Raw genomic sequence first — 17,184 nt, 5'->3', positions numbered from 1 at the left:
GCGACAGCGTCACGACGCCCCCGCGATCTTGCGGTCGTCGTACCAGGGCGCGAGCCGGCGGCGCAGCGTCGAGATGAGCAGCAGCGTCAGGTTCGCGATGATCACCATCACGATGACGAGCGCGATCGCCTCGGCCATCTCGAACTGGTACGCCGCGAACTCGAGCATGTGGCCGAGTCCGCCGGTACCGCCGAGGAACTCGCCCAGCACCTCGCCAGTGAAGGCGAGCGCCGCGCCGCGCTGGATGCCCGACAGGCTGTACGGCAGGGTCGCCGGGAAGATGACCTTCCAGCCGAGCGCGAGGCCGTTGACCCCGTACACGCGGCCGGCGTTCACGAGCGAGCCGCCGACCGTGACGGCGCCCTCCATCGTGTTGAGGATGATCGGGAACACCGCCAGCAGGAACACGAGCGCGATCTTCGACGCGCTGCCGAGCCCGAGCGCGAGGATGAACAGCGGCGCGAGCGCCACCTTCGGCGTCGAGTACAGCAGCCACAGGAACGGCGCGACCGTGAACCGCAGCGCCGCCGACCAGCCGACCGCGAGGCCGACCACCACGCCGACCACGATCGCCAGCACGAGCCCGATCACGACGTTCGTCAGGCTGTAGGCGAACGCCTGCCAGAACGCGGGGTCGACCATCAGCTGCGCGAAGGATGCCGCGACCGCCGTGGGCGGCGGCAGGAAGGCCTCGGGCACCAGGTGCAGCCAGCTGACCGCCGCCTCCCAGACGAGCAGGATCGCCGCGACCACGCCGATGAGGAGCCACGTCCACTTCGCCTCGTCTCGGCGCACGACCCGGCGGGGCCGCACGATGCGCATGGTTCCGGTCGCGCTGGTGACGCTCATCGCCGGCCCTTCCTCGTCCACGGGGCGACCCATCGCTCGACGAGGGTCACGAGCTGCGCCATCCCGACGCTCCACAGCATGACGATGGCGATCGCCGCGTACGCCTGGCCGGTCTGGTAGGTGTTGACCGACTTGATGATGAGGGCTCCCATGCCGATCGCCGAGCCCGACAGCTCGGCGACGACCATGCCGATCGTCGCGAGCACGACCGCCTGCCGGAGGCCGGCGAAGAGGAACGGCACGGTCGACGGCAGGTACACCGACCGGTAGAGCTGCATCCGGGTCGCGCCGTAGACGCGCCCCGCCCTGATGATCGAGGCGTTCGTCGTGCGCATGCCCGCCGCCACGTTCAGCAGGATCGGGAACAAGGCGCTGATCGCCACGAGGAAGACGACCGGCCCGATACCGAACCCGAACCACGCCTTCGCGAGCGGCTGGTAGGCGATCGACGGGGTCGCGTAGATCGTCCACGCGATCGGGCCGACGACCCGGTCGACCGGCAGCGAGGTGCCCATGAGCAGGCCGAGCGGAATCGCGATCACGGCGGCGATGACGAAGCCGATGAGCCACGCCTGCAACGAGATGAGCAGGTTCGGCCACAGCACGCCCGACGCGACGAGCTGCACGAAGCCCTGCCAGATCGCGGTCGGCGGCGGCAGGAAGACCGGGTTGATCCACCCGAGCACGCCGACGACGACCTGCCAGACGAGCAGCATGACGACCACCTCGGCCGCGAGCACGCCCGCCTTGCCGGCCGGGCTCAGCCCCGCCAGCCAGGCCGCGACGCCGCCACCGCGGCCGAGGTTCGGCCCGCTCGCGAGGAAGGCGCTCATTTCGAGACCGCCGCCGCCGTCGCCTCGCCCTGCAGGGCGTCCCAGAGATGGTCGCGCAGTTCGAGGAAGCGCGGGTCGTGCTGCACGCTGCGCTCCGAGCGCGGCCGCTCGAGCCCGGTCTCGATGACCTCCTTGATCGCACCCGGATGGCTCTTGAACACCACGATGCGATCGCCGAGCAGGATCGCCTCCTCGATCGAGTGCGTGATGAAGAGCACGGTCTTGCCGGTCTTCTGGATGAGCTTGTCGATCTCGTCGCGCATCACCTCGCGGGTGAGGGCGTCGACGGCGCCGAGCGGCTCGTCCATGAGCAGGATGCGGGGCTCGGCGACGAACGCGCGGGCGAGCCCGACGCGCTGCTGCATGCCGCCCGACAGCTCGCGCGGGTACGACGACTCGAAGCCGGCGAGGCCGACCAGCTCGATCGCCTCCTGCACCCGGTCGCGCCAGCCGTCGCCGCGCAGCTCCTTCTGCATCTCGAGCCCGAACTTCACATTGTCGAAGACGGTGCGCCAGGGCAGCAGCGCGTAGTCCTGGAACACGACGGCGCGATCGGGCCCGGGCCCGGTGACGGGCGAGCCGTCGACGAGCACGGTGCCCGTCGACGGCTTCACGAGCCCGGCGACGACGTTCATGAACGTCGTCTTGCCGCAGCCCGACGGCCCGAGCACCGTCACGAACTCGCCCTCGTGCACGTCGAGGTCGACGCCCTCGATCGCGATGAGGCGCTTTCCGGTGCGGGCCACGTCGTACGCGACCGAGAGGTCCCGCACTGAGATCAACGGTGCAGACGGGGATGCCTCCGGCACGCGTGGTTCGGTCGTCGTCGTCATTCGCTCCTCCTCGTTGAGGTTTCGTGTCGATGGCTTCATCGCCGGTCGAGGAGCGAAGCGTATCGAGACCCGTGTGATGGTCTCGATACGCTCGCTTCGCTCGCTACTCGACCGGCAGAGGCAGGGTCACGCCGCAGCCTGCCCCTGGCGGAACTTCGGCAGCACCTCCGTGCCGAGCAGCTCGATCTGCTCGAAGAAGCGGTCGAACTTGAACCGGAAGTCGAACACGAGGTGCTCGACGCCGAGCGCCTCGAACTTCCGGATCTCCTCGACGGCCTGGTCGGGGTCGCCCACGATGAGCTGGCCCTCGAGGTCCTCGACGGTCTGGAAGCTGCCCGACTCCGGCTTCACCGTGAACCGCGCCTTGTTCGCCCACGCGAGCAGGCCCGGGATGTTCACGTGCTTGAGCGCCTCCTCGCGGGTGTCCTCGATCGACGTCGGCGGGATCACGGCGACGGTCGGCATCGGCCGCCCCGAGGCATCCGTCATGCTCTTCATGACCTCGATGCGCTTCTCCATCGTGCGCAGCGAGATGCGTCCCGGCATCCAGCCGTCGGCGTACTCGGCCGCAAGTCGGGCCGACGCGGGCGTCGCGCCGCAGTACCAGAACGGCACCGGCCCGCCGACGGGCTTCGGCTCGATCGTCACGTTCTCGAACGAGAAGATGCCGTCGTCGTAGGTGACGTCGTTCTCGGTGAACACCCGCTTCAGGATCTCGGCGTTCGAGCGCACCATCTCGACGCGGTTGAGGTCGCCCCAGCCGACGGCCTCGAACTCGTGGTCGAAGGTGCCGGCGCCGAACCCGAGGATGAGCCGCGGCCCGACGAGCTGGGTGATCGTGCCGGCCATGAGCGCCGTCACGAGCGGGTGGCGGAACGGGATGAGCGAGCCCGTGCCGAGCTCGAGCTTCTCGGTCACGGCGCCGATCGCGGTGAGCGTCGTGAGCGCGTCGTAGAAGGTGCGGTTCGGCTTCTCCATCTCGCCGTGCGGCTCGAACACGAGGTGGTCGCGCACCCAGACCGAGTCGAAGCCCTTCTCCTCGGCGAGCTTCGAGCCCTCGAGCAACTTCTCGCGGCTCGCCTCCTCGCCGAAGTGCGGCAGCAGCAGTCCGAATTTCATGTCAGTTCCCTTCTGCGGCCGAGCCGGCCGCCACGGCGGCGTGCGCCGCTGGTCCTTCGGCCCGTGCGGCCGCGAGCTTCCCGTCGCCGGGCTTGCCGACGACGACGCCGTCGGCGTAGACCTCCCGGCCGCGCACGAGGGTGCGCTCGATCCGGGCGGAGATGGTGCGGCCGTCGTACGGGGTCCAGCCGATCTTCGACAGCACGTCGTCGTTCGTGATGGTCCACTCGTGGGCCGGGTCGGCGATCACGACGTCGGCGTCGGCGCCGACCTCGAGCGAGCCCTTGACGCCGGCGAGGCCGAACTTCTCGGCGGGGATGCGGGCGACCATGTCGACTGCGCGCTCGAGGGTGAGCTCGCCCCGGTTGACGGCGTCGAGCATGAGCTCGTAGTAGTACTGGATGCCCGGCGTGCCGGTGTGGGCGCTCCACATCTCGGTCCAGCCGATCTCCTTCTCCTCGCGCGTGTGCGGCGCGTGGTCGGAGCTCGCGATGTCGATCGTGCCGTCGCGCATGCCCTCCCACACGGCGGCGCGGTTGTCGTCGGGCACCCAGTAGCTCAGCGCGTACGGCCCGAGGGTCTCGACGTCGTGCCAGGTGGAGAGGAACGGCGCCCAGTGGTTCACCTCGCACGTCACGTCGACGCCGGCGGCCTTCGCGCGGCGCACCGCGTCGATCGAGCGGCGCGTCTGGATGTGCGCGATGTGCACGGGGCAGCCGGATGCCTCGGCGAGTCGCAGCACGACGTCGATCGCCGTGTCCCAGATGACGCCCTCGCGGGCGGCGTACGCCGAGGCGTAGCCCTGCGGCGTGTTCTCGCCGCGGGCGAGCACCTCGCCCTCGATGTAGTCCATGAGCGCCTGGTCGTGCGGGTGCACGATGAAGCGCTTGCCGGTCGTGGCGATGCGGTCCATGATCTGCAGCAGGTGGCCGTGGTCGTGGATGCCGGTGCCGGCCGGGTGCGGGTAGGTGCGGCCCGTGTCGACGACCATGTAGATCTTGTAGGCGCAGATGCCCATCTCGGCCATCGGCACGATGTCGTCGAACTTCGTCGGCGCCGGGTTGTGGTTCCAGTCGACGATCGAGCTCGCGGTGTAGCGGTCGAACACGTCGCGCAGCGTCGTCACGTCGACGGTCGGCGGGTTGAGGTTCGGCATGCCGAACATCGTCGTGACACCGCCCGCGGCGGCCTGCTGCGAGGTCGTGAGGATGTCGTCCTTGTGCTCGTAGCCGGGCTCGCGGGTGTGCACGTGCACGTCGACCATGCCGGGCAGCACGAGCCGGCCGGTCGCGTCGATCGTGCGGTCGGCCGGGGCCGCGACGTCGGCGCCGACGATGCCGGCCACGCGGCCGTCGTCGACGAGCAGGTCGGCGGCGACGGGCCCCGACGGGGTGACGACGATGCCGCCGGAGATCCTCAGGTCGATGCTCATCGCACGACCTCCGAACGCGTTGCCTCCACGGGCGCCTCCAGTCGTTCTGCGGTCTCGCCCTGGCCGGGCGAGCGGGTGGTGCGGACCTCGACGTCGCTCGGCCGCACGTAGCGGTCGAGCCAGTCGACGATCAGCGGGGTGGTCTCGGTCCAGTAGCGGTCGTACGCCGCGTAGTGGGTGGTGTGCCGCTGCATGATGAGCTGCTTCGGCCCCTTCGCCGCGGCGTAGAGGCGCTCGGCGTGATCGGTCGGGGTGGTCGCGTCGCCCTCGACGCCGATCACGAGGAGCGGGGTCTCGAGGCGGGATGCCGCGTCGATGGGCCGGTAGGCGAGGATCTCGTCGGCGCACGAGAGCGGGATCGCGCTCGGGATCCTGTCGTCGACGTCGGCCTTGATGGTCGTGGCGCGGCGCTCGGGGGTCGGCACCATGATCTCCTCGCGGGGGTGCACGAGGCGTCCGGCGCCGGTCGCGACGCGCAGCCGACGGTCCTCCTCGAGGCCGGCGAGGAAGGCCAGCCATTCGTGCTCCTGCCGCATGCGGTGCAGCCAGTCGGTGCCGTCGGCGACGGGGACCTGGCTGACGGCCGCCTTCACGCGCGGGTCGGCGTCGGCGAGCAGCACGGCGTTGCCGCCGCCCGTGCCGCCGGTGCCGAACGCACCGATCGCGTCGGCGTCCACATCGTCGCGCGTGGTCAGGTAGGTGACGGCGTTCACGAGGTCCTGCAGCTGGCGGGCGGGCGAGAGGATGCCGCGGTCGCCGGCCGAGTCGCCGAAGCCGCGGTAGTCGAAGACGAGCACGCCGAAGCCGGCGGCGGTGAGCGCCTCGTGGTAGCGCACGTAGAGCTTCGCGTCTTTCAGGCCGAGCCAGCCGGGGCCCTGCACGATCGCACGCAGCGGGCCGTCGACCTCGTCGGGCGTCCGCCAGATCGCGGCGATGCGATCGCCTTCGCTGTAGAACTCGACCTCGGTGCTCTTCATGCGGGTCCTCCCGGATCTCGACGCGGCATTGCGCGGGACCCGGACACGGCGGGCGAACCGTCGCCCCGGCCCTGATCGAATGCTCGATCGAGGCCCGCGAGGACATCATGACCCATTTTGGATCCAGAATCCAGTATTGATTCCGAAGTCCTCACGGCGTTAGGCTTCGAAGCGACCACCGGGCTGACTTGCCCGGTCGTGGTGGCCCGGGATTGGGCCGCGAGTCGCCGACCGTCGTCGGACACGCCTGCACGCCATCCCGGAGGAACTCTGCCCATGCACCGCCACGCCCGCCTGCCCCTCGCCCTCACCGCCGTCGCCGCCGTCGCCCTGCTCGCCGGTTGCGCGAGCCCCGCCGGCGCCTCGCAGAGCACCGCCGACGCCGCGAACGGCGCCGGCGGCGAGGCATCCGCCTACCCGCTCACGCTCGACAACTGCGGCACCGAGGTCACGTTCGACGCCGCCCCCGAGCGGGTCGTCACCATCAAGTCGTCGACGCTCGAGCTCATGCTCGCGCTCGGCCTCGAAGACAAGATCGTCGGCACCGCCTTCAGCGACGGGCCCGTGCCCGAGGCATCCGCGTCGCAGGCCGACGGCCTCGAGGTGCTGAGCGACAAGGTGCCCTCGCAGGAGGCGACCCTCGCCGTCGAGCCCGACCTCGTCTACGCCGGCTGGGAGTCGAACCTCTCGGCCGAGGGCGCCGGCGAGCGCGACGCCCTCGGCGCGCTCGGCGTCGCGACGTACGTCGCCCCAGCCGCCTGCAAGGGCGAGGGTTACATGCCCGACCCGCTCACCTTCGACGAGGTGTTCCGCGAGTTCGAGGAGGCCGGGGCGATCTTCGGCGTGCCCGACCGCGCGGCCGACCTCGTCGCGTCGCAGCGCGAGGCGCTCGAGGCGATCACCCCCTCGCAGGACGGGCTGAGCGCGCTCTGGTACTCGTCGGGCGACGACCAGCCGTTCGTGGGCGCCGGCATCGGCGCACCGCAGATGATCATGGATGCCTCGGGGCTCGAGAACGTCGCGGCCGACGTGCACGACACGTGGACGGCCATGTCGTGGGAGGCCGTGGTCGAGGCGAACCCCGACGTGATCGTGCTCGTCGACGCGCCGTGGAACACCGCCGACGCGAAGATCGCCGCGCTCGAGCAGAACCCGGCGACCGCGTCGCTTCCTGCGGTGCAGGGCGAGCGGTACGTCGTCGTCGACTTCCCCGCGACCGAGGCGGGCGTGCGCAACGTCGACGCCGTCGCCTCGATCGTCGACCAGCTGGACGCTTTGGAGGGCTGATGTCCGCGCCTGCCACCCGCGGCACCGATCGTCGAGTCGCCGAAAGCCGTCCTTCCCCCGCTCGGGAAGCGCAGAACTCGGCAACTCGATGGGGCGGCGCGTCTCGCACCCTCCTCTGGGGCGCCGGGCTCGCGGCGCTGCTGGTGGTGTCGATCGTGGTCGCGGTCACGATCGGCCCGGCGGCGCTGTCGCCGGCTGACGTGCTCGCGAGCGTCGGCGCCCACCTCGGGTTCGGCGAGTCGACGCTGTCACCGCTGCGCGACGGCATCGTCTGGCAGCTGCGCATGCCTCGCGTGCTCACCGCCGCCGCGGTGGGCGCGGGCCTCGCCCTCTGCGGCGCCGTCATGCAGGCGCTCACCCGCAACCCGCTCGCCGACCCGTACCTGCTCGGCCTCTCGTCGGGCGCCTCGGTGGGCGCGGTCGTCGTGCTCGTGCTCGGCTGGTCGCTCATGCTGCCGCTCGCCGCCTTCGCCGGCGCGATCGTCGCACTGCTCGCGACCCTCGGACTCGCGCTCGGGGCCGGCCGGGCCGGCCGCGCCGGCGGCTCGGCGGGCGCCCGGCTCTCGCCGACGGCGACCGTGCTCGCCGGCGTCGCGGTGACGAGCGTGTTCGGCGCGATCACGAGCCTCGTCATCTTCTGGAGCGCGACGAACGACAGCTACCGCGAGATCCTGAACTGGCTGCTCGGCTCGCTCGCGGGCACCGACTGGACGTCGGTCGCGATCTCGGGCGTCGCCCTCGTCGTCGTCGGCGTGCCGCTCGTCGCGAGCGCGCGCACGCTCGACGCCTTCGCGGTCGGCGAGACGGGCGCGGCCGCGCTCGGCGTGAACGTCGCACGCAGCCGGGTGCTGCTGCTCGGCGGCACCGCCATGCTCACGGGTGCGCTCGTCGCGGTGAGCGGCTCGATCGGCTTCGTCGGGCTCGTGCTGCCGCACGCCGTGCGCCTCGTCGTCGGCCCTGGCCACCGGGCGCTGCTGCCGCTGTCGATGCTGGCCGGCGCGATCTTCCTCGTGTGGGCCGACACGGCGGCCCGCACCATGTTCGACCCGCGGGAGCTGCCGGTCGGCATCCTCACCGCCCTGATCGGCGGCCCGGTGTTCGCCTGGCTGCTGCTGCGCAGAAGGAGCACGACATGAGCCTCGACCTGTCCCGCGTGCACTTCGACCGCGCCGGGCGCACCATCATCGACAGCATCGACGCGACGCTCCCGGGCGGCGCGCTCACGGCGCTCGTCGGGCCGAACGGCGCGGGCAAGTCGACGCTCCTGCACCTCGTCGCCGCGGTCGAACGCGCGACGGCGGGCGACCTCGCCCTCGACGGCCGTTCGCTGCCCGGCATGCGCCGCCGCGAGCGGGCGCGGCTCGTCGCCCTCGCCGAGCAGCAGGGCGAGGTCGACGCGCAGCTCGACGTCGAGGCATCCGTGCTGCTCGGACGAACGCCGCACCTCGGTGCGTTCGCCGCCGTCGGCGCCGGCGACCGGGAGATCGCGGCGCGGGCCCTCGACGCGGTCGGCGCGACCGCGTTCGCGGGGCGCTCCGTCGCCGAGCTCTCGGGCGGCGAGCGTCAGCGGGTCGTGCTCGCGCGCGCGCTCGCGCAGCAGCCCGAGCTGCTGCTCGTCGACGAGCCGACGAACCACCTCGACCTCTCGGCGCAGCTCACCGCCCTCGAGCTGCTCGCCGGACTCGCCCGTGAGGGACTCACGGTCGTCACGGCGCTGCACGACCTCTCGCACGCCGCCGCGTACGCCGACCACGTGATCGTGCTCGCCGACGGTCGCGTCGTCGCGGCGGGCGCGCCGGGCGAGGTGCTCACCGCCGAGCTCGTCGAGCGGGTGTACGGGGTGCGCGCGCAGGTCGTCGAGCACCCGATCACGGGCCGCCCGCTCATCGCCGTCGCGGCGCCGGGGTCGCATGCTGCGGCGCCGGGGTCGTCGCATGCTGCGACGCCTGTCGCTGCCGGCTCGGGCGCGCACGCCGGTCTCGGCTGAACCCACGAGCTCGCGCTGCACACGCGTTCGGACCACGCTCCCGGAGCCCAGGTCACGGAGCACGAAGCACGGAGCACGGGGCACAGAGCACAGATCACGAAGCACAGAGCGTCGAGCACGGGGCACGGAGCGTCGAGCACGGAGCCTCAAGCCTCGAGCCCAGAACCCGGACCTGCCGAGGGCGGGGCCTCACCTCCCGCAGTGCATGTCGACAAGTCCACAAATCCACACCGCGCACGTCCACAAGTCCACAAATCCACACCGCGCACGTCCACACATCCACAAATCCACACCGCGCACGTCCACACATCCACAAATCCACACCGCGCATGGAGCGACCACGCCTCAGCACGCCGAGGCGGAGACCGCTGCATCGCCGCTACCGGATCTCCGACCGCACGAATTCGGCGACCATCAGCCCGGGTCGAGCGAGGCCCCGCTGCACGTGCAGGAGCACGGCACGGCACAGCAATGCGGCGAACGACCGGCGTAGCCTTGGCGCATGAGCCCGATGCAGGTCGGCCCGCTGCCGACGATCGAGTGGATCGCCGACGAGTTCCTGCACAACGCCCGCCGCGGGCGCCGCCTCATCGCGGTCGACGGCGCCGACCCCGAGGCATCCGCTCGCCTGGCGGATGAGCTGGCGGCGGCGGTCGCCGCCCGCCTCGCCCTCGCACCCGGCCCGACCGACGCGAGCACGGCGGGCCACCGGCACGGCACGACCGTCGTGCGCAGCAGTGTCGGCACGGTCGACGAGGCGACCCTGCGGGCCGAACTCGTCGACCCCTTCCGTGCCCGCACGCTGGTAGGCGCCGAGGGCGACGACGTGGTGCTCGTCGTCGACGGCCGACACCTGCTCGACGACACGGTGCGCGGCGTCTGGCACTTCTCGGTGTGGACGCTCGCGGGCGACGAGCTGCCGCACTCCGGTGCGTCCGTCATCGTCGACGTGAGCGATCCGGCCGTGCCGACCCGGTACTACTACGACTACTGCGCGATCCCGCCGAGCGTGAACCGGCCCGGCCTGCACTGACCCCGCGAAGGCACAAAGGGGCTTGCCGCCCCCGCGCCCCGGGTCTAGCGTGAGGGCGAACGCGCAGATGTCACCACTTCGGGGGGTCCCCATGGTCAACGTCGATCGCGGCCGCTTCGCGGCCGGCCGCAGCATCATCGCCATCGCCGCGGCGCTCTCGCTCGCGGCGTTCGCCGCACCGACCGCTGCGACGGCCGACACCGCCGCAGCGGGGACCGCCGTAACCGGGCGGCCGGCACCACCGGCCCCGGCGACCTCGACCGGGTTCGGCGGTGCGGTCTCGTCGGTGGATGCCTCGGCGAGCGCCGTCGGCCTCGAGGTGCTGCGCGACGGAGGCAACGCGGTCGACGCGGCAGTGGCCACCGCTGCCGCGCTCGGGGTGACCGAGCCGTACAGCGCCGGCATCGGCGGCGGCGGGTACCTCGTCTACTTCGACGCCGAGACCGGCGAGGTGTCGACGATCGACGGTCGCGAGACCGCACCCGCCGCGATGCCGAGCGACGCCTTCATCGACCCGGTGACGGGCGCGCCCTACGCGTTCGCCGACGCGGTCTCTTCGGGGCTCTCCGTCGGGACGCCGGGCACCCTCGCGACCTGGGAGGCCGCGCTCGACGAGTTCGGCACGACTTCGCTGCGCGACGCACTCCAGCCGGCCATCCTGCTCGCGACGAAGGGGTTCGTCGTCGACCAGACGTTCCGCGACCAGACGCTCGCCAACCAGGCGAGGTTCGCGGCCTTCCCCGCCACGGCCGAGCTCTTCCTGCCGGGTGGCGACGCACCGAAGGTCGGCAGCGTCTTCAAGAACCTCGACCTCGCACGCACCATGCGCCAGATCGCGCTCGGCGGTACCGACGTGTTCTACGAGGGTGCACTCGCCGACGAGATGGCCGCCGTCGCGCAGGCGCCGACCACCACCCCCGATGCGACCCTGCCGGTCTACCCGGGATATCTGACCGCCGATGACCTCGCCGAGTACGAGGTGCTCGAGCAGGCGCCGACGCACGTCGAGTACCGGGGTCTCGACGTCTACGGCATGGCCCCCTCGTCGTCGGGCGGCACGACCGTCGGCGAGTCGCTGAACATCCTCGAGAACTTCGATCTCGCGGGCGCCGACCCCGTGCAGGCGCTGCACCTGTACCTCGAGGCCACGGCGCACGCCTTCGCCGACCGCAACGCCTACGTCGGCGACACCGCCTTCGTCGACGTGCCGACCGAGACGCTGCTGAACCAGTCGTTCGCCGACGCGCGGGCCTGCGTGATCGACCCGGATGCCGCGTCGGTGAAGCCCGTTCCCCCTGCACCGCTCGATGCGGCCGGTTGCGCGACGGCCGCGCTCGACGAGCCGCTCGACACCGAGAACATCTCGACCACGCACCTCTCGGTCGTCGACCAGTGGGGCAACGCGGTGGCGTACACGCTCACGATCGAGCAGACCGGTGGCTCGGGCATGACGGTGCCCGGGCGCGGGTTCCTGCTCAACAACGAGCTCACCGACTTCAGCTTCGTGCCGAGTCCGGCCGACCCGAACATCGTCGAACCGGGCAAGCGCCCGCGTTCGTCGATGTCGCCGACGATCGTGCTCGACGGCGGGGAGGTGCGCTACGTCGTCGGTTCGCCCGGCGGGTCGACGATCATCACGACCGTCGCGCAGGTGCTCGTGAACCGCATCGACCTCGGCATGACCCTGCCCGAGGCGGTCGCAGCCCCGCGCGCCTCGCAGCGCAACACCGCGGCGGTCGCGGCGGAGCCGGCGTTCCGGGCGGCCTACGAGGCGGCGCTCGCCGAGTACGGGCACACGTTCTCGACCTCGGCCGAGATCGGCGCCGTCGCGGCGATCGAGGTCGACGCCGACGGGCTCATGACGGCGGCAGCCGAACCCGTGCGCCGCGGCGGCGGCACGGGGCTGGTGGTCGAGCCGGCGGGGTGAGCGCGGGGGCTCGTCAGCGGACTCATCGCTGCGGTTCGTGCTGATTCAGCGCCGCTCGGACTCGTCGACCCCAGATCGCCCTCGTGAGGCGCTAAGGCACGTGACCCGACGAACCACGATCGCCACGGCGATGAAGACGAGCTCGAGCCCGATCCCGGCGGCCATCAGACCCCATCCGAACGGGTGCGCCGTCAGGGCGTTCACGAGTCCGCCGACGACGAGCACTCCGCACATGGCAATGTTGAACAGCGAACCGATCCGGCCGAATGGGCCGAGCCGGAGATCCCGTCGAACTTGTGTCGTCAGGGCCGGGATCACCGGGCGAGCGAGCTTGAACTCGGTTTCCGACCACTCCGACCCACCCCACCAACGCAGCATGTCGCCCGCGATGGGGTCCGCCTACCAACCCGGCTGAACGGAGTAGGGCGGCGGTGGGTGGCTGCTCATGCGAGGGATTCCTGCACGTCGTTCAGCCGAAGGCACGCTATCGTTGCTCCACCGCACTGCAGGGAGCACCGTTGCGCCGAATCCTCGATCTCAGGATCACCCACTGGGGCTGGAAGCTCGTGTATGTCGTCGCCGCGTACCTGCTGCCGATTCCGGCACCGGCCGCGACAGCGATCGGAATGAGCGATGCCTGGTTCATGACGGTCAGTACCGTCTGGACGATCGTCGCCGTGCTCTACGGCGCCCGCATCTTCCGTGGCCGCGGCGAGCCCATCGCGCCCCCTCGACCGTGGTGGCAAATGACCGCGCGACGGACACTCTCGCGAAACCTCGGCGTGTTGTTCGCCGTGGTCACCGTCTCCTCCCTGCTGGGTCTCGTGTTCGAACTCTCAGGCCCGACCGCCCCCAGGACCGCCCTGGTCGTCAGCGTCTTCAGCCTGGTCGAGTTCGGCGTGCTCGCGTTCCTCTATCTCAACTCCGCCGCCAGGCTGCCCCGGCGCGGCGCCCAGCCGACTGAGCCCACCTTCACGCCGAAGCGTCTGCCGATCAGCTGAGCTCGCCCCGGCCGAAATGTCGGAGAATCTGCCGCGAGCCGCTCAACTCAGCGCTGAACGAGCGAATCCTCCGACGTGTCGACCGGCGGGCGGGCCCGCGCAGCCCGCCTCAGCCGCGCGCCCGCAGCCGCGGCGCCAGGTCGCGCTCGAACAGCTCGAGGAAGCGGCGCTGGTCGTGCCCGGGCGCGTGGAACACGAGGTGGTTGAAGCCCCAGTCGATGTACTGCCCGATCTGCTCGGTCACCCGGTCGGGGTCGGTGCCCACGATCCAGCGCTTGGCGATCACGTCGATCGGCAGCGCATCGGCGGCGCGCTCCATCTCGACCGGGTCGGTGATGTCGTGCTTCTGCTCCTTCGAGAGCGACAGCGGCGACCAGAACCGGGTGTTGTCGAGCGCGGTGTCGAGGTCCTCCTCGTACGAGAGCTTGATCTCGATCATGCGGTCGTACTCGTCGAAGGTGCGACCGTCGTCGCGCGCCGCGAGGCCCTCGCGAACCGCCGGCATGAGCTGGTCGACGTAGAGCTCGGCGCCCTTGCCCGACGTGCAGATGAAGCCGTCGCCGGCACGCCCGGCGTACTTCGCGACCTGCGGTCCGCCTGCCGCGATGTACACCGGCACCGCGACATCCGGCCGGTCGTAGATGGAGGCGTCGTGCGTCGAGTAGTACTCGCCCTCGAAGCTGACCTGCCCCTCGTCCTTCCAGAGCGCGCGCATGAGGCGCACCGACTCGCGGAGCCGGGCGTAGCGCTCGCGGAACTCGGGCCAGTCCTGCTCGCCCGCGCCGCGGAAGCCGGTCGCGATCTCGTTGAGCGCCTCGCCCGAGCCGAAGCCCGCGATGATGCGGTCGGGGTAGAGCACGCCGAGCGACGCGAACGCCTGGGCGAGCACCGCCGGGTTGTAGCGGAACGTCGGCGTCATCACGCTCGTGCCGATCTTCACGGTCGAGGTGCGCTCGCCGACCGCGGCCATCCACGCGAGCGAGAACGGCGCGTGCCCGCCGGTGTGGCGCCACGGCTGGAAGTGGTCGCTCGTGAACACCGACTCCATGCCGTGCCCTTCGGCGGCGACGGCGATCTCGACGAGCTCGCGCGGGTCGAACTGCTCGGCGCTGGCCTTGTATCCGAGGGTGAGGGTCATGTCGTGCTCCTTCTTTCTGCTGGTTGAGCCGGTCGAAACCCGGTGTGCGGCAGCGATCCCTCGGCGAGCGCGGCGACCGCTTCGGCCGTGCGCCCGCCGACGCCGAGCTGCAGGGCGCGCTCGAGCGCCTCGACGGTGTCGACGTCGCGGCGGAGGCTCGCGAAGGGGGCGCTGCCCGCGAGGTCGGCGAAGCCGGCCTCGCGATGCCGTGCCGCCGACTGCTCGCCGAACGCGGGGCGCATGGGCACGCCCTCCGCGGCGGTCGCGAGGGTCGTGCCGGTTCCGTCGGCGTCGGCGACGAAGGCGAGTGGATGCCTGGCGGCGGCCTCGAGCGCGAACTCGAGCTCGCTCGTGCGGAGGGAGGGCAGGTCGCCGAGCAGCACCGCGACCGGTGCGAGCCCGTGGGTGCGGGCGTGGTCGACCCCCGCGTCGATCGCGGCGGTCAGCCCGGTCGGGGCGGGGCGGGCGGGCGAGCCCGCCTGGGCGCCGTCCGGTGGGGCGTGGCCTTCGGCCGGTGCCGATTGCGGTTCGCGCACGAGTTCGACGCCCTCGGGCAGCGGCGACCCGAGGTCGACCTCGCCGGTGACGACGACGATGCGACCGACGTTGCGAGCGGCGCGTGCCGCCGCGATCGTGTCGAGCGCGAACGCCCTGGCGAGGGCGGCACGCGCCTCGGCGGGTACGACGGGCCCGAGCCGGGTCTTCGCCGCGGCGAACGCCTTGACGGGGACGACGACGGTCCAGTCGGCCGATCGCGCCTGCGCGGTCGGCCCGGCCGACGGGAGCGACTCGGCCGAGGCATCCATGCCGGCGCCGCTCATGCGCGCAGCCCCGGAAGCACCTCGCGGCCGAAGACCTCGAGCCATTCGGCCTGGTTGCGCCCGACGTTGTGCAGGTAGATGCGATCGAAGCCGAGGTCGAGGTACCGCTGGATCTCGGCCCGGTGCCGGTCGGGGTCGGCCGACACGACCATACGGCCCTCGAAGTCCTCGGGGCGCACCGTGCGCGCGAGCTGCTCGAACTCGAACGGCGAACGGATGTCGCTGCGCCCGAACCGCATGCCCGCGATCGGCCATTCGGTGAGCGCGTTGCGCATCGCGTCGCCATCGGTCGAGGCCCACGACAGGTGCAGCTGCAGGATCTTCGGCATGCGCCGCACGTCGCGGCCGCCGTCGCGCGCACCGTCGGCGAAGCGCGCGAGCAGCGCCTCGAGCCGGTCCATCGGCCCGGTCGTCGTGATGAGCCCGTCGGCGACGCGGCCGGCACGGCGCGCGGTGACGGGCCCGGCGGTCGCGACGTAGATCTCGGGGGCGACCGGCGGCATCGTCCAGAGCCGGGTCGTCTCGAGCTTGAAGCTCGGGCCGGCGTGGCGCACGTCGCGGCCGGCGATCGAGGCGGTGAACAGCTTCCTGATGAGCTCGACGGCCTCGAACATGCGGTTGATGCGGTCGGGCGCCTCGGGCCAGTACTGGCCGACGACGTGCTCGTTGAGCGCCTCGCCCGAGCCGATGCCGAGCCAGTGCCGGCCGGGGTACATCGAGGCGAGCGTCGCGCTGGCCTGGGCGACGACCGCGGGGTGGGTGCGGAAGGTCGGCGTCGTCACACCCGGACCGAAGTCGCCGCGGGTGCGTTCGCCGAGCGCGCCGAGCACGCTCCAGACGTGCGAGGCCTGCCCCAGGCGAGGCGTCCAGGGCTGGAAGTGGTCGGTCGCCATGACCCCGGTGAACCCGTGCTGCTCGGCGAGCGCGGCGAGCGCGACCGCCTCAGCGGGAGGGAACTGCTCGAGCATGGCGGCGTAGCCGATGTGCACTGACACTCCTCCATCCTCTCGCGGGTCGACCGGGCGGCGTCACGCCGTGGCATTTCCTCGTGTGCGTCGTGAATCATTGTTTCGGATACTGGATCCAAAAAGCAAGAGCACGCGGATGCCTCGCACTCGCGCCGTCCGCGTCAGCGGCGCGCGGGCACCGGGGCCGATTCGCGGTCGAGCAGCTCGAGCACCGCGTCGCGCACGTGCTCGAGGTGGGAGCGCAGCACGCCGACGGCGTGCTCGACGTCGCCGCCCTCGACGGCCGCGATGAGCTCCTCATGCGAGTGCCCGTGCTCCGCGCCGTCGACGAGACGCCAGCCGAGCACGTACCGGCCGACCTTGAGGCGCAGCTGCTCGATCATCTCCCAGTGCACGGGCCGGCGGGCGGCGTCGTAGAGCTCGGCGTAGAACTCGGTGCGCGCGTCGACGAAGTCGGCGCCCTCCTCCTCGGCGTCGGCGGTGCGTCCGAGCGCACGCAGCCGCTCGAGGCGCTCAGGGGTCATCTCGGCCATCGAGCGACGCAGCGCCTCGACCTCGAGGAGTGTACGGATGTCGTACACCTCGCGCGCGACGTCGGCCGAGAGCGACTTCACCACGGCGCCCCGCCGCTCGTGGAACTCGACGAGCCCGTCGGCCTCGAGCTGGATGAGCGCCGAGCGCACCGGCAGTCGCGAGACGCCGATCGACTCGGCCAGCGTCTCCTGCCGCAGCTTCTGCCCCGGCGGCAGCGTGCCGTTGAGGATCGCATCGCGCAGGATGTCGTAGACCATCACGCCGACCGAGCGATAGCCCGTCTGGTGCTTGCCGGCGAGCTGCTGCAGGGCGTCGGCGTCGAGCCCGGAGCCCGGGGTCCGGCCCGTCGGGGCGGTGAGTTCGCTCATGGCAACCGAATGTATCGGAAGAACCGGCAGCGGGCACAGGGTTTGGATCCAAAAGCCGAAGCCAGTGCGCCGGTGGG

17 protein-coding genes are annotated in these 17,184 nt (G+C 71.6%); 6 read left to right on the top strand and 11 right to left on the bottom strand.

Annotated elements, in window-relative coordinates; translation table 11 throughout:
* Positions 1–9: 9 nt before the first annotated feature.
* The 6 genes from LR269_RS04520 to LR269_RS04495 form a co-directional block, all read right to left on the bottom strand.
* Entirely contained in the window at positions 10–849 is an 840-nt protein-coding gene (locus tag LR269_RS04520; protein WP_231429575.1) for an ABC transporter permease, read from the bottom strand.
* On the bottom strand, positions 846–1,682 hold the full coding sequence (locus LR269_RS04515) for an ABC transporter permease (protein WP_231429574.1): 837 nt from the start codon (positions 1,680–1,682) through the stop codon (positions 846–848). The genes LR269_RS04520 and LR269_RS04515 overlap by 4 nt, the downstream gene beginning before the upstream one ends.
* Positions 1,679–2,515: an ABC transporter ATP-binding protein gene (locus tag LR269_RS04510; RefSeq protein WP_231429573.1), complete on the bottom strand. Its 837-nt coding sequence runs from the start codon at positions 2,513–2,515 to the stop codon at positions 1,679–1,681. The genes LR269_RS04515 and LR269_RS04510 overlap by 4 nt, the downstream gene beginning before the upstream one ends.
* Positions 2,516–2,641: 126 nt before the next feature.
* Positions 2,642–3,634 carry an LLM class flavin-dependent oxidoreductase gene (locus LR269_RS04505; protein WP_231429572.1) on the bottom strand — a complete coding sequence of 331 codons (993 nt, stop codon included), beginning with the start codon at positions 3,632–3,634 and terminating at the stop codon, positions 2,642–2,644.
* 1 nt (position 3,635) lies between these two features.
* A complete protein-coding gene (locus tag LR269_RS04500; protein ID WP_231429571.1) occupies positions 3,636–5,066 on the bottom strand; it encodes a dihydroorotase family protein in 1,431 nt (476 codons plus the stop codon).
* Positions 5,063–6,043, bottom strand: a complete 981-nt coding sequence (locus LR269_RS04495) for an alpha/beta hydrolase (RefSeq protein ID WP_231429570.1) — start codon at positions 6,041–6,043, stop codon at positions 5,063–5,065. Before LR269_RS04495 ends, LR269_RS04500 begins: the two co-directional genes overlap by 4 nt.
* A gap of 276 nt (positions 6,044–6,319) precedes the next feature.
* Here LR269_RS04495 and LR269_RS04490 point away from each other — a divergent pair, with 276 nt between their 5' ends.
* The 5 genes from LR269_RS04490 to ggt all read left to right on the top strand — a co-directional run bounded on the left by LR269_RS04490 (position 6,320) and on the right by ggt (position 12,277).
* Positions 6,320–7,330, top strand: a complete 1,011-nt coding sequence (locus LR269_RS04490) for a putative F420-0 ABC transporter substrate-binding protein (protein ID WP_231429569.1) — start codon at positions 6,320–6,322, stop codon at positions 7,328–7,330.
* Positions 7,330–8,466 (top strand): putative F420-0 ABC transporter permease subunit, encoded by a 1,137-nt coding sequence (locus LR269_RS04485; protein ID WP_231429568.1) that lies wholly within the window; start codon positions 7,330–7,332, stop codon positions 8,464–8,466. Before LR269_RS04490 ends, LR269_RS04485 begins: the two co-directional genes overlap by 1 nt.
* Positions 8,463–9,317 (top strand): ABC transporter ATP-binding protein, encoded by an 855-nt coding sequence (locus tag LR269_RS04480; protein WP_231429567.1) that lies wholly within the window; start codon positions 8,463–8,465, stop codon positions 9,315–9,317. Before LR269_RS04485 ends, LR269_RS04480 begins: the two co-directional genes overlap by 4 nt.
* Positions 9,318–9,819: 502 nt before the next feature.
* A complete protein-coding gene (locus LR269_RS04475; RefSeq protein WP_231429566.1) occupies positions 9,820–10,350 on the top strand; it encodes a hypothetical protein in 531 nt (176 codons plus the stop codon).
* Positions 10,351–10,441: 91 nt separating this feature from the next.
* Positions 10,442–12,277, top strand: a complete 1,836-nt coding sequence (gene ggt / locus LR269_RS04470; RefSeq protein ID WP_231429565.1) for a gamma-glutamyltransferase — start codon at positions 10,442–10,444, stop codon at positions 12,275–12,277.
* Positions 12,278–12,322: 45 nt separating this feature from the next.
* On the opposite strand, the gene LR269_RS04465 is transcribed toward ggt, so the two are convergent.
* Positions 12,323–12,655, bottom strand: a complete 333-nt coding sequence (locus LR269_RS04465) for a hypothetical protein (RefSeq protein WP_231429564.1) — start codon at positions 12,653–12,655, stop codon at positions 12,323–12,325.
* 140 nt (positions 12,656–12,795) lie between these two features.
* On the opposite strand from LR269_RS04465, the gene LR269_RS04460 reads away from it, so the two are divergent.
* Complete coding sequence (locus tag LR269_RS04460; RefSeq protein ID WP_231429563.1) at positions 12,796–13,278, top strand: hypothetical protein; 483 nt, start codon at positions 12,796–12,798, stop codon at positions 13,276–13,278.
* 109 nt (positions 13,279–13,387) lie between these two features.
* Here LR269_RS04460 and fgd read toward each other — a convergent pair whose 3' ends face one another.
* From fgd to LR269_RS04440, 4 genes are all read right to left on the bottom strand, one after another.
* Positions 13,388–14,416 (bottom strand): glucose-6-phosphate dehydrogenase (coenzyme-F420), encoded by a 1,029-nt coding sequence (gene fgd / locus LR269_RS04455; protein WP_231429562.1) that lies wholly within the window; start codon positions 14,414–14,416, stop codon positions 13,388–13,390.
* Complete coding sequence (gene cofC / locus LR269_RS04450) at positions 14,413–15,237, bottom strand: 2-phospho-L-lactate guanylyltransferase (protein ID WP_231429561.1); 825 nt, start codon at positions 15,235–15,237, stop codon at positions 14,413–14,415. The genes fgd and cofC overlap by 4 nt, the downstream gene beginning before the upstream one ends.
* Positions 15,234–16,232, bottom strand: coding sequence for a TIGR03557 family F420-dependent LLM class oxidoreductase (locus LR269_RS04445; protein ID WP_231429560.1), 999 nt, complete (start codon positions 16,230–16,232; stop codon positions 15,234–15,236). The genes cofC and LR269_RS04445 overlap by 4 nt, the downstream gene beginning before the upstream one ends.
* A gap of 134 nt (positions 16,233–16,366) precedes the next feature.
* Positions 16,367–17,107, bottom strand: coding sequence for a GntR family transcriptional regulator (locus LR269_RS04440; RefSeq protein ID WP_231429559.1), 741 nt, complete (start codon positions 17,105–17,107; stop codon positions 16,367–16,369).
* Positions 17,108–17,184: the final 77 nt, after the last annotated feature.

The organism is Agromyces sp. S2-1-8 (genome assembly GCF_021129215.1).
Taxonomy (GTDB): domain Bacteria; phylum Actinomycetota; class Actinomycetes; order Actinomycetales; family Microbacteriaceae; genus Agromyces; species Agromyces chromiiresistens.
Note: the sequence above shows the minus strand (reverse complement) of the source record. Positions and strands in the feature narration are given on the sequence as shown.

Bases quoted from the DNA above. Each gene is read 5' to 3' on its own strand.
- LR269_RS04520 (WP_231429575.1), bottom strand. From the start codon at position 849: ATGAGCGTCACCAGCGCGACCGGAACCATGCGCATCGTGCGGCCCCGC.
- LR269_RS04515 (WP_231429574.1), bottom strand. From the start codon at position 1,682: ATGAGCGCCTTCCTCGCGAGCGGGCCGAACCTCGGCCGCGGTGGCGGC.
- LR269_RS04510 (WP_231429573.1), bottom strand. From the start codon at position 2,515: ATGACGACGACGACCGAACCACGCGTGCCGGAGGCATCCCCGTCTGCA.
- LR269_RS04505 (WP_231429572.1), bottom strand. From the start codon at position 3,634: ATGAAATTCGGACTGCTGCTGCCGCACTTCGGCGAGGAGGCGAGCCGC.
- LR269_RS04500 (WP_231429571.1), bottom strand. From the start codon at position 5,066: ATGAGCATCGACCTGAGGATCTCCGGCGGCATCGTCGTCACCCCGTCG.
- LR269_RS04495 (WP_231429570.1), bottom strand. From the start codon at position 6,043: ATGAAGAGCACCGAGGTCGAGTTCTACAGCGAAGGCGATCGCATCGCC.
- LR269_RS04490 (WP_231429569.1), top strand. From the start codon at position 6,320: ATGCACCGCCACGCCCGCCTGCCCCTCGCCCTCACCGCCGTCGCCGCC.
- LR269_RS04485 (WP_231429568.1), top strand. From the start codon at position 7,330: ATGTCCGCGCCTGCCACCCGCGGCACCGATCGTCGAGTCGCCGAAAGC.
- LR269_RS04480 (WP_231429567.1), top strand. From the start codon at position 8,463: ATGAGCCTCGACCTGTCCCGCGTGCACTTCGACCGCGCCGGGCGCACC.
- LR269_RS04475 (WP_231429566.1), top strand. From the start codon at position 9,820: ATGAGCCCGATGCAGGTCGGCCCGCTGCCGACGATCGAGTGGATCGCC.
- ggt (WP_231429565.1), top strand. From the start codon at position 10,442: ATGGTCAACGTCGATCGCGGCCGCTTCGCGGCCGGCCGCAGCATCATC.
- LR269_RS04465 (WP_231429564.1), bottom strand. From the start codon at position 12,655: ATGCTGCGTTGGTGGGGTGGGTCGGAGTGGTCGGAAACCGAGTTCAAG.
- fgd (WP_231429562.1), bottom strand. From the start codon at position 14,416: ATGACCCTCACCCTCGGATACAAGGCCAGCGCCGAGCAGTTCGACCCG.
- cofC (WP_231429561.1), bottom strand. From the start codon at position 15,237: ATGAGCGGCGCCGGCATGGATGCCTCGGCCGAGTCGCTCCCGTCGGCC.
- LR269_RS04440 (WP_231429559.1), bottom strand. From the start codon at position 17,107: ATGAGCGAACTCACCGCCCCGACGGGCCGGACCCCGGGCTCCGGGCTC.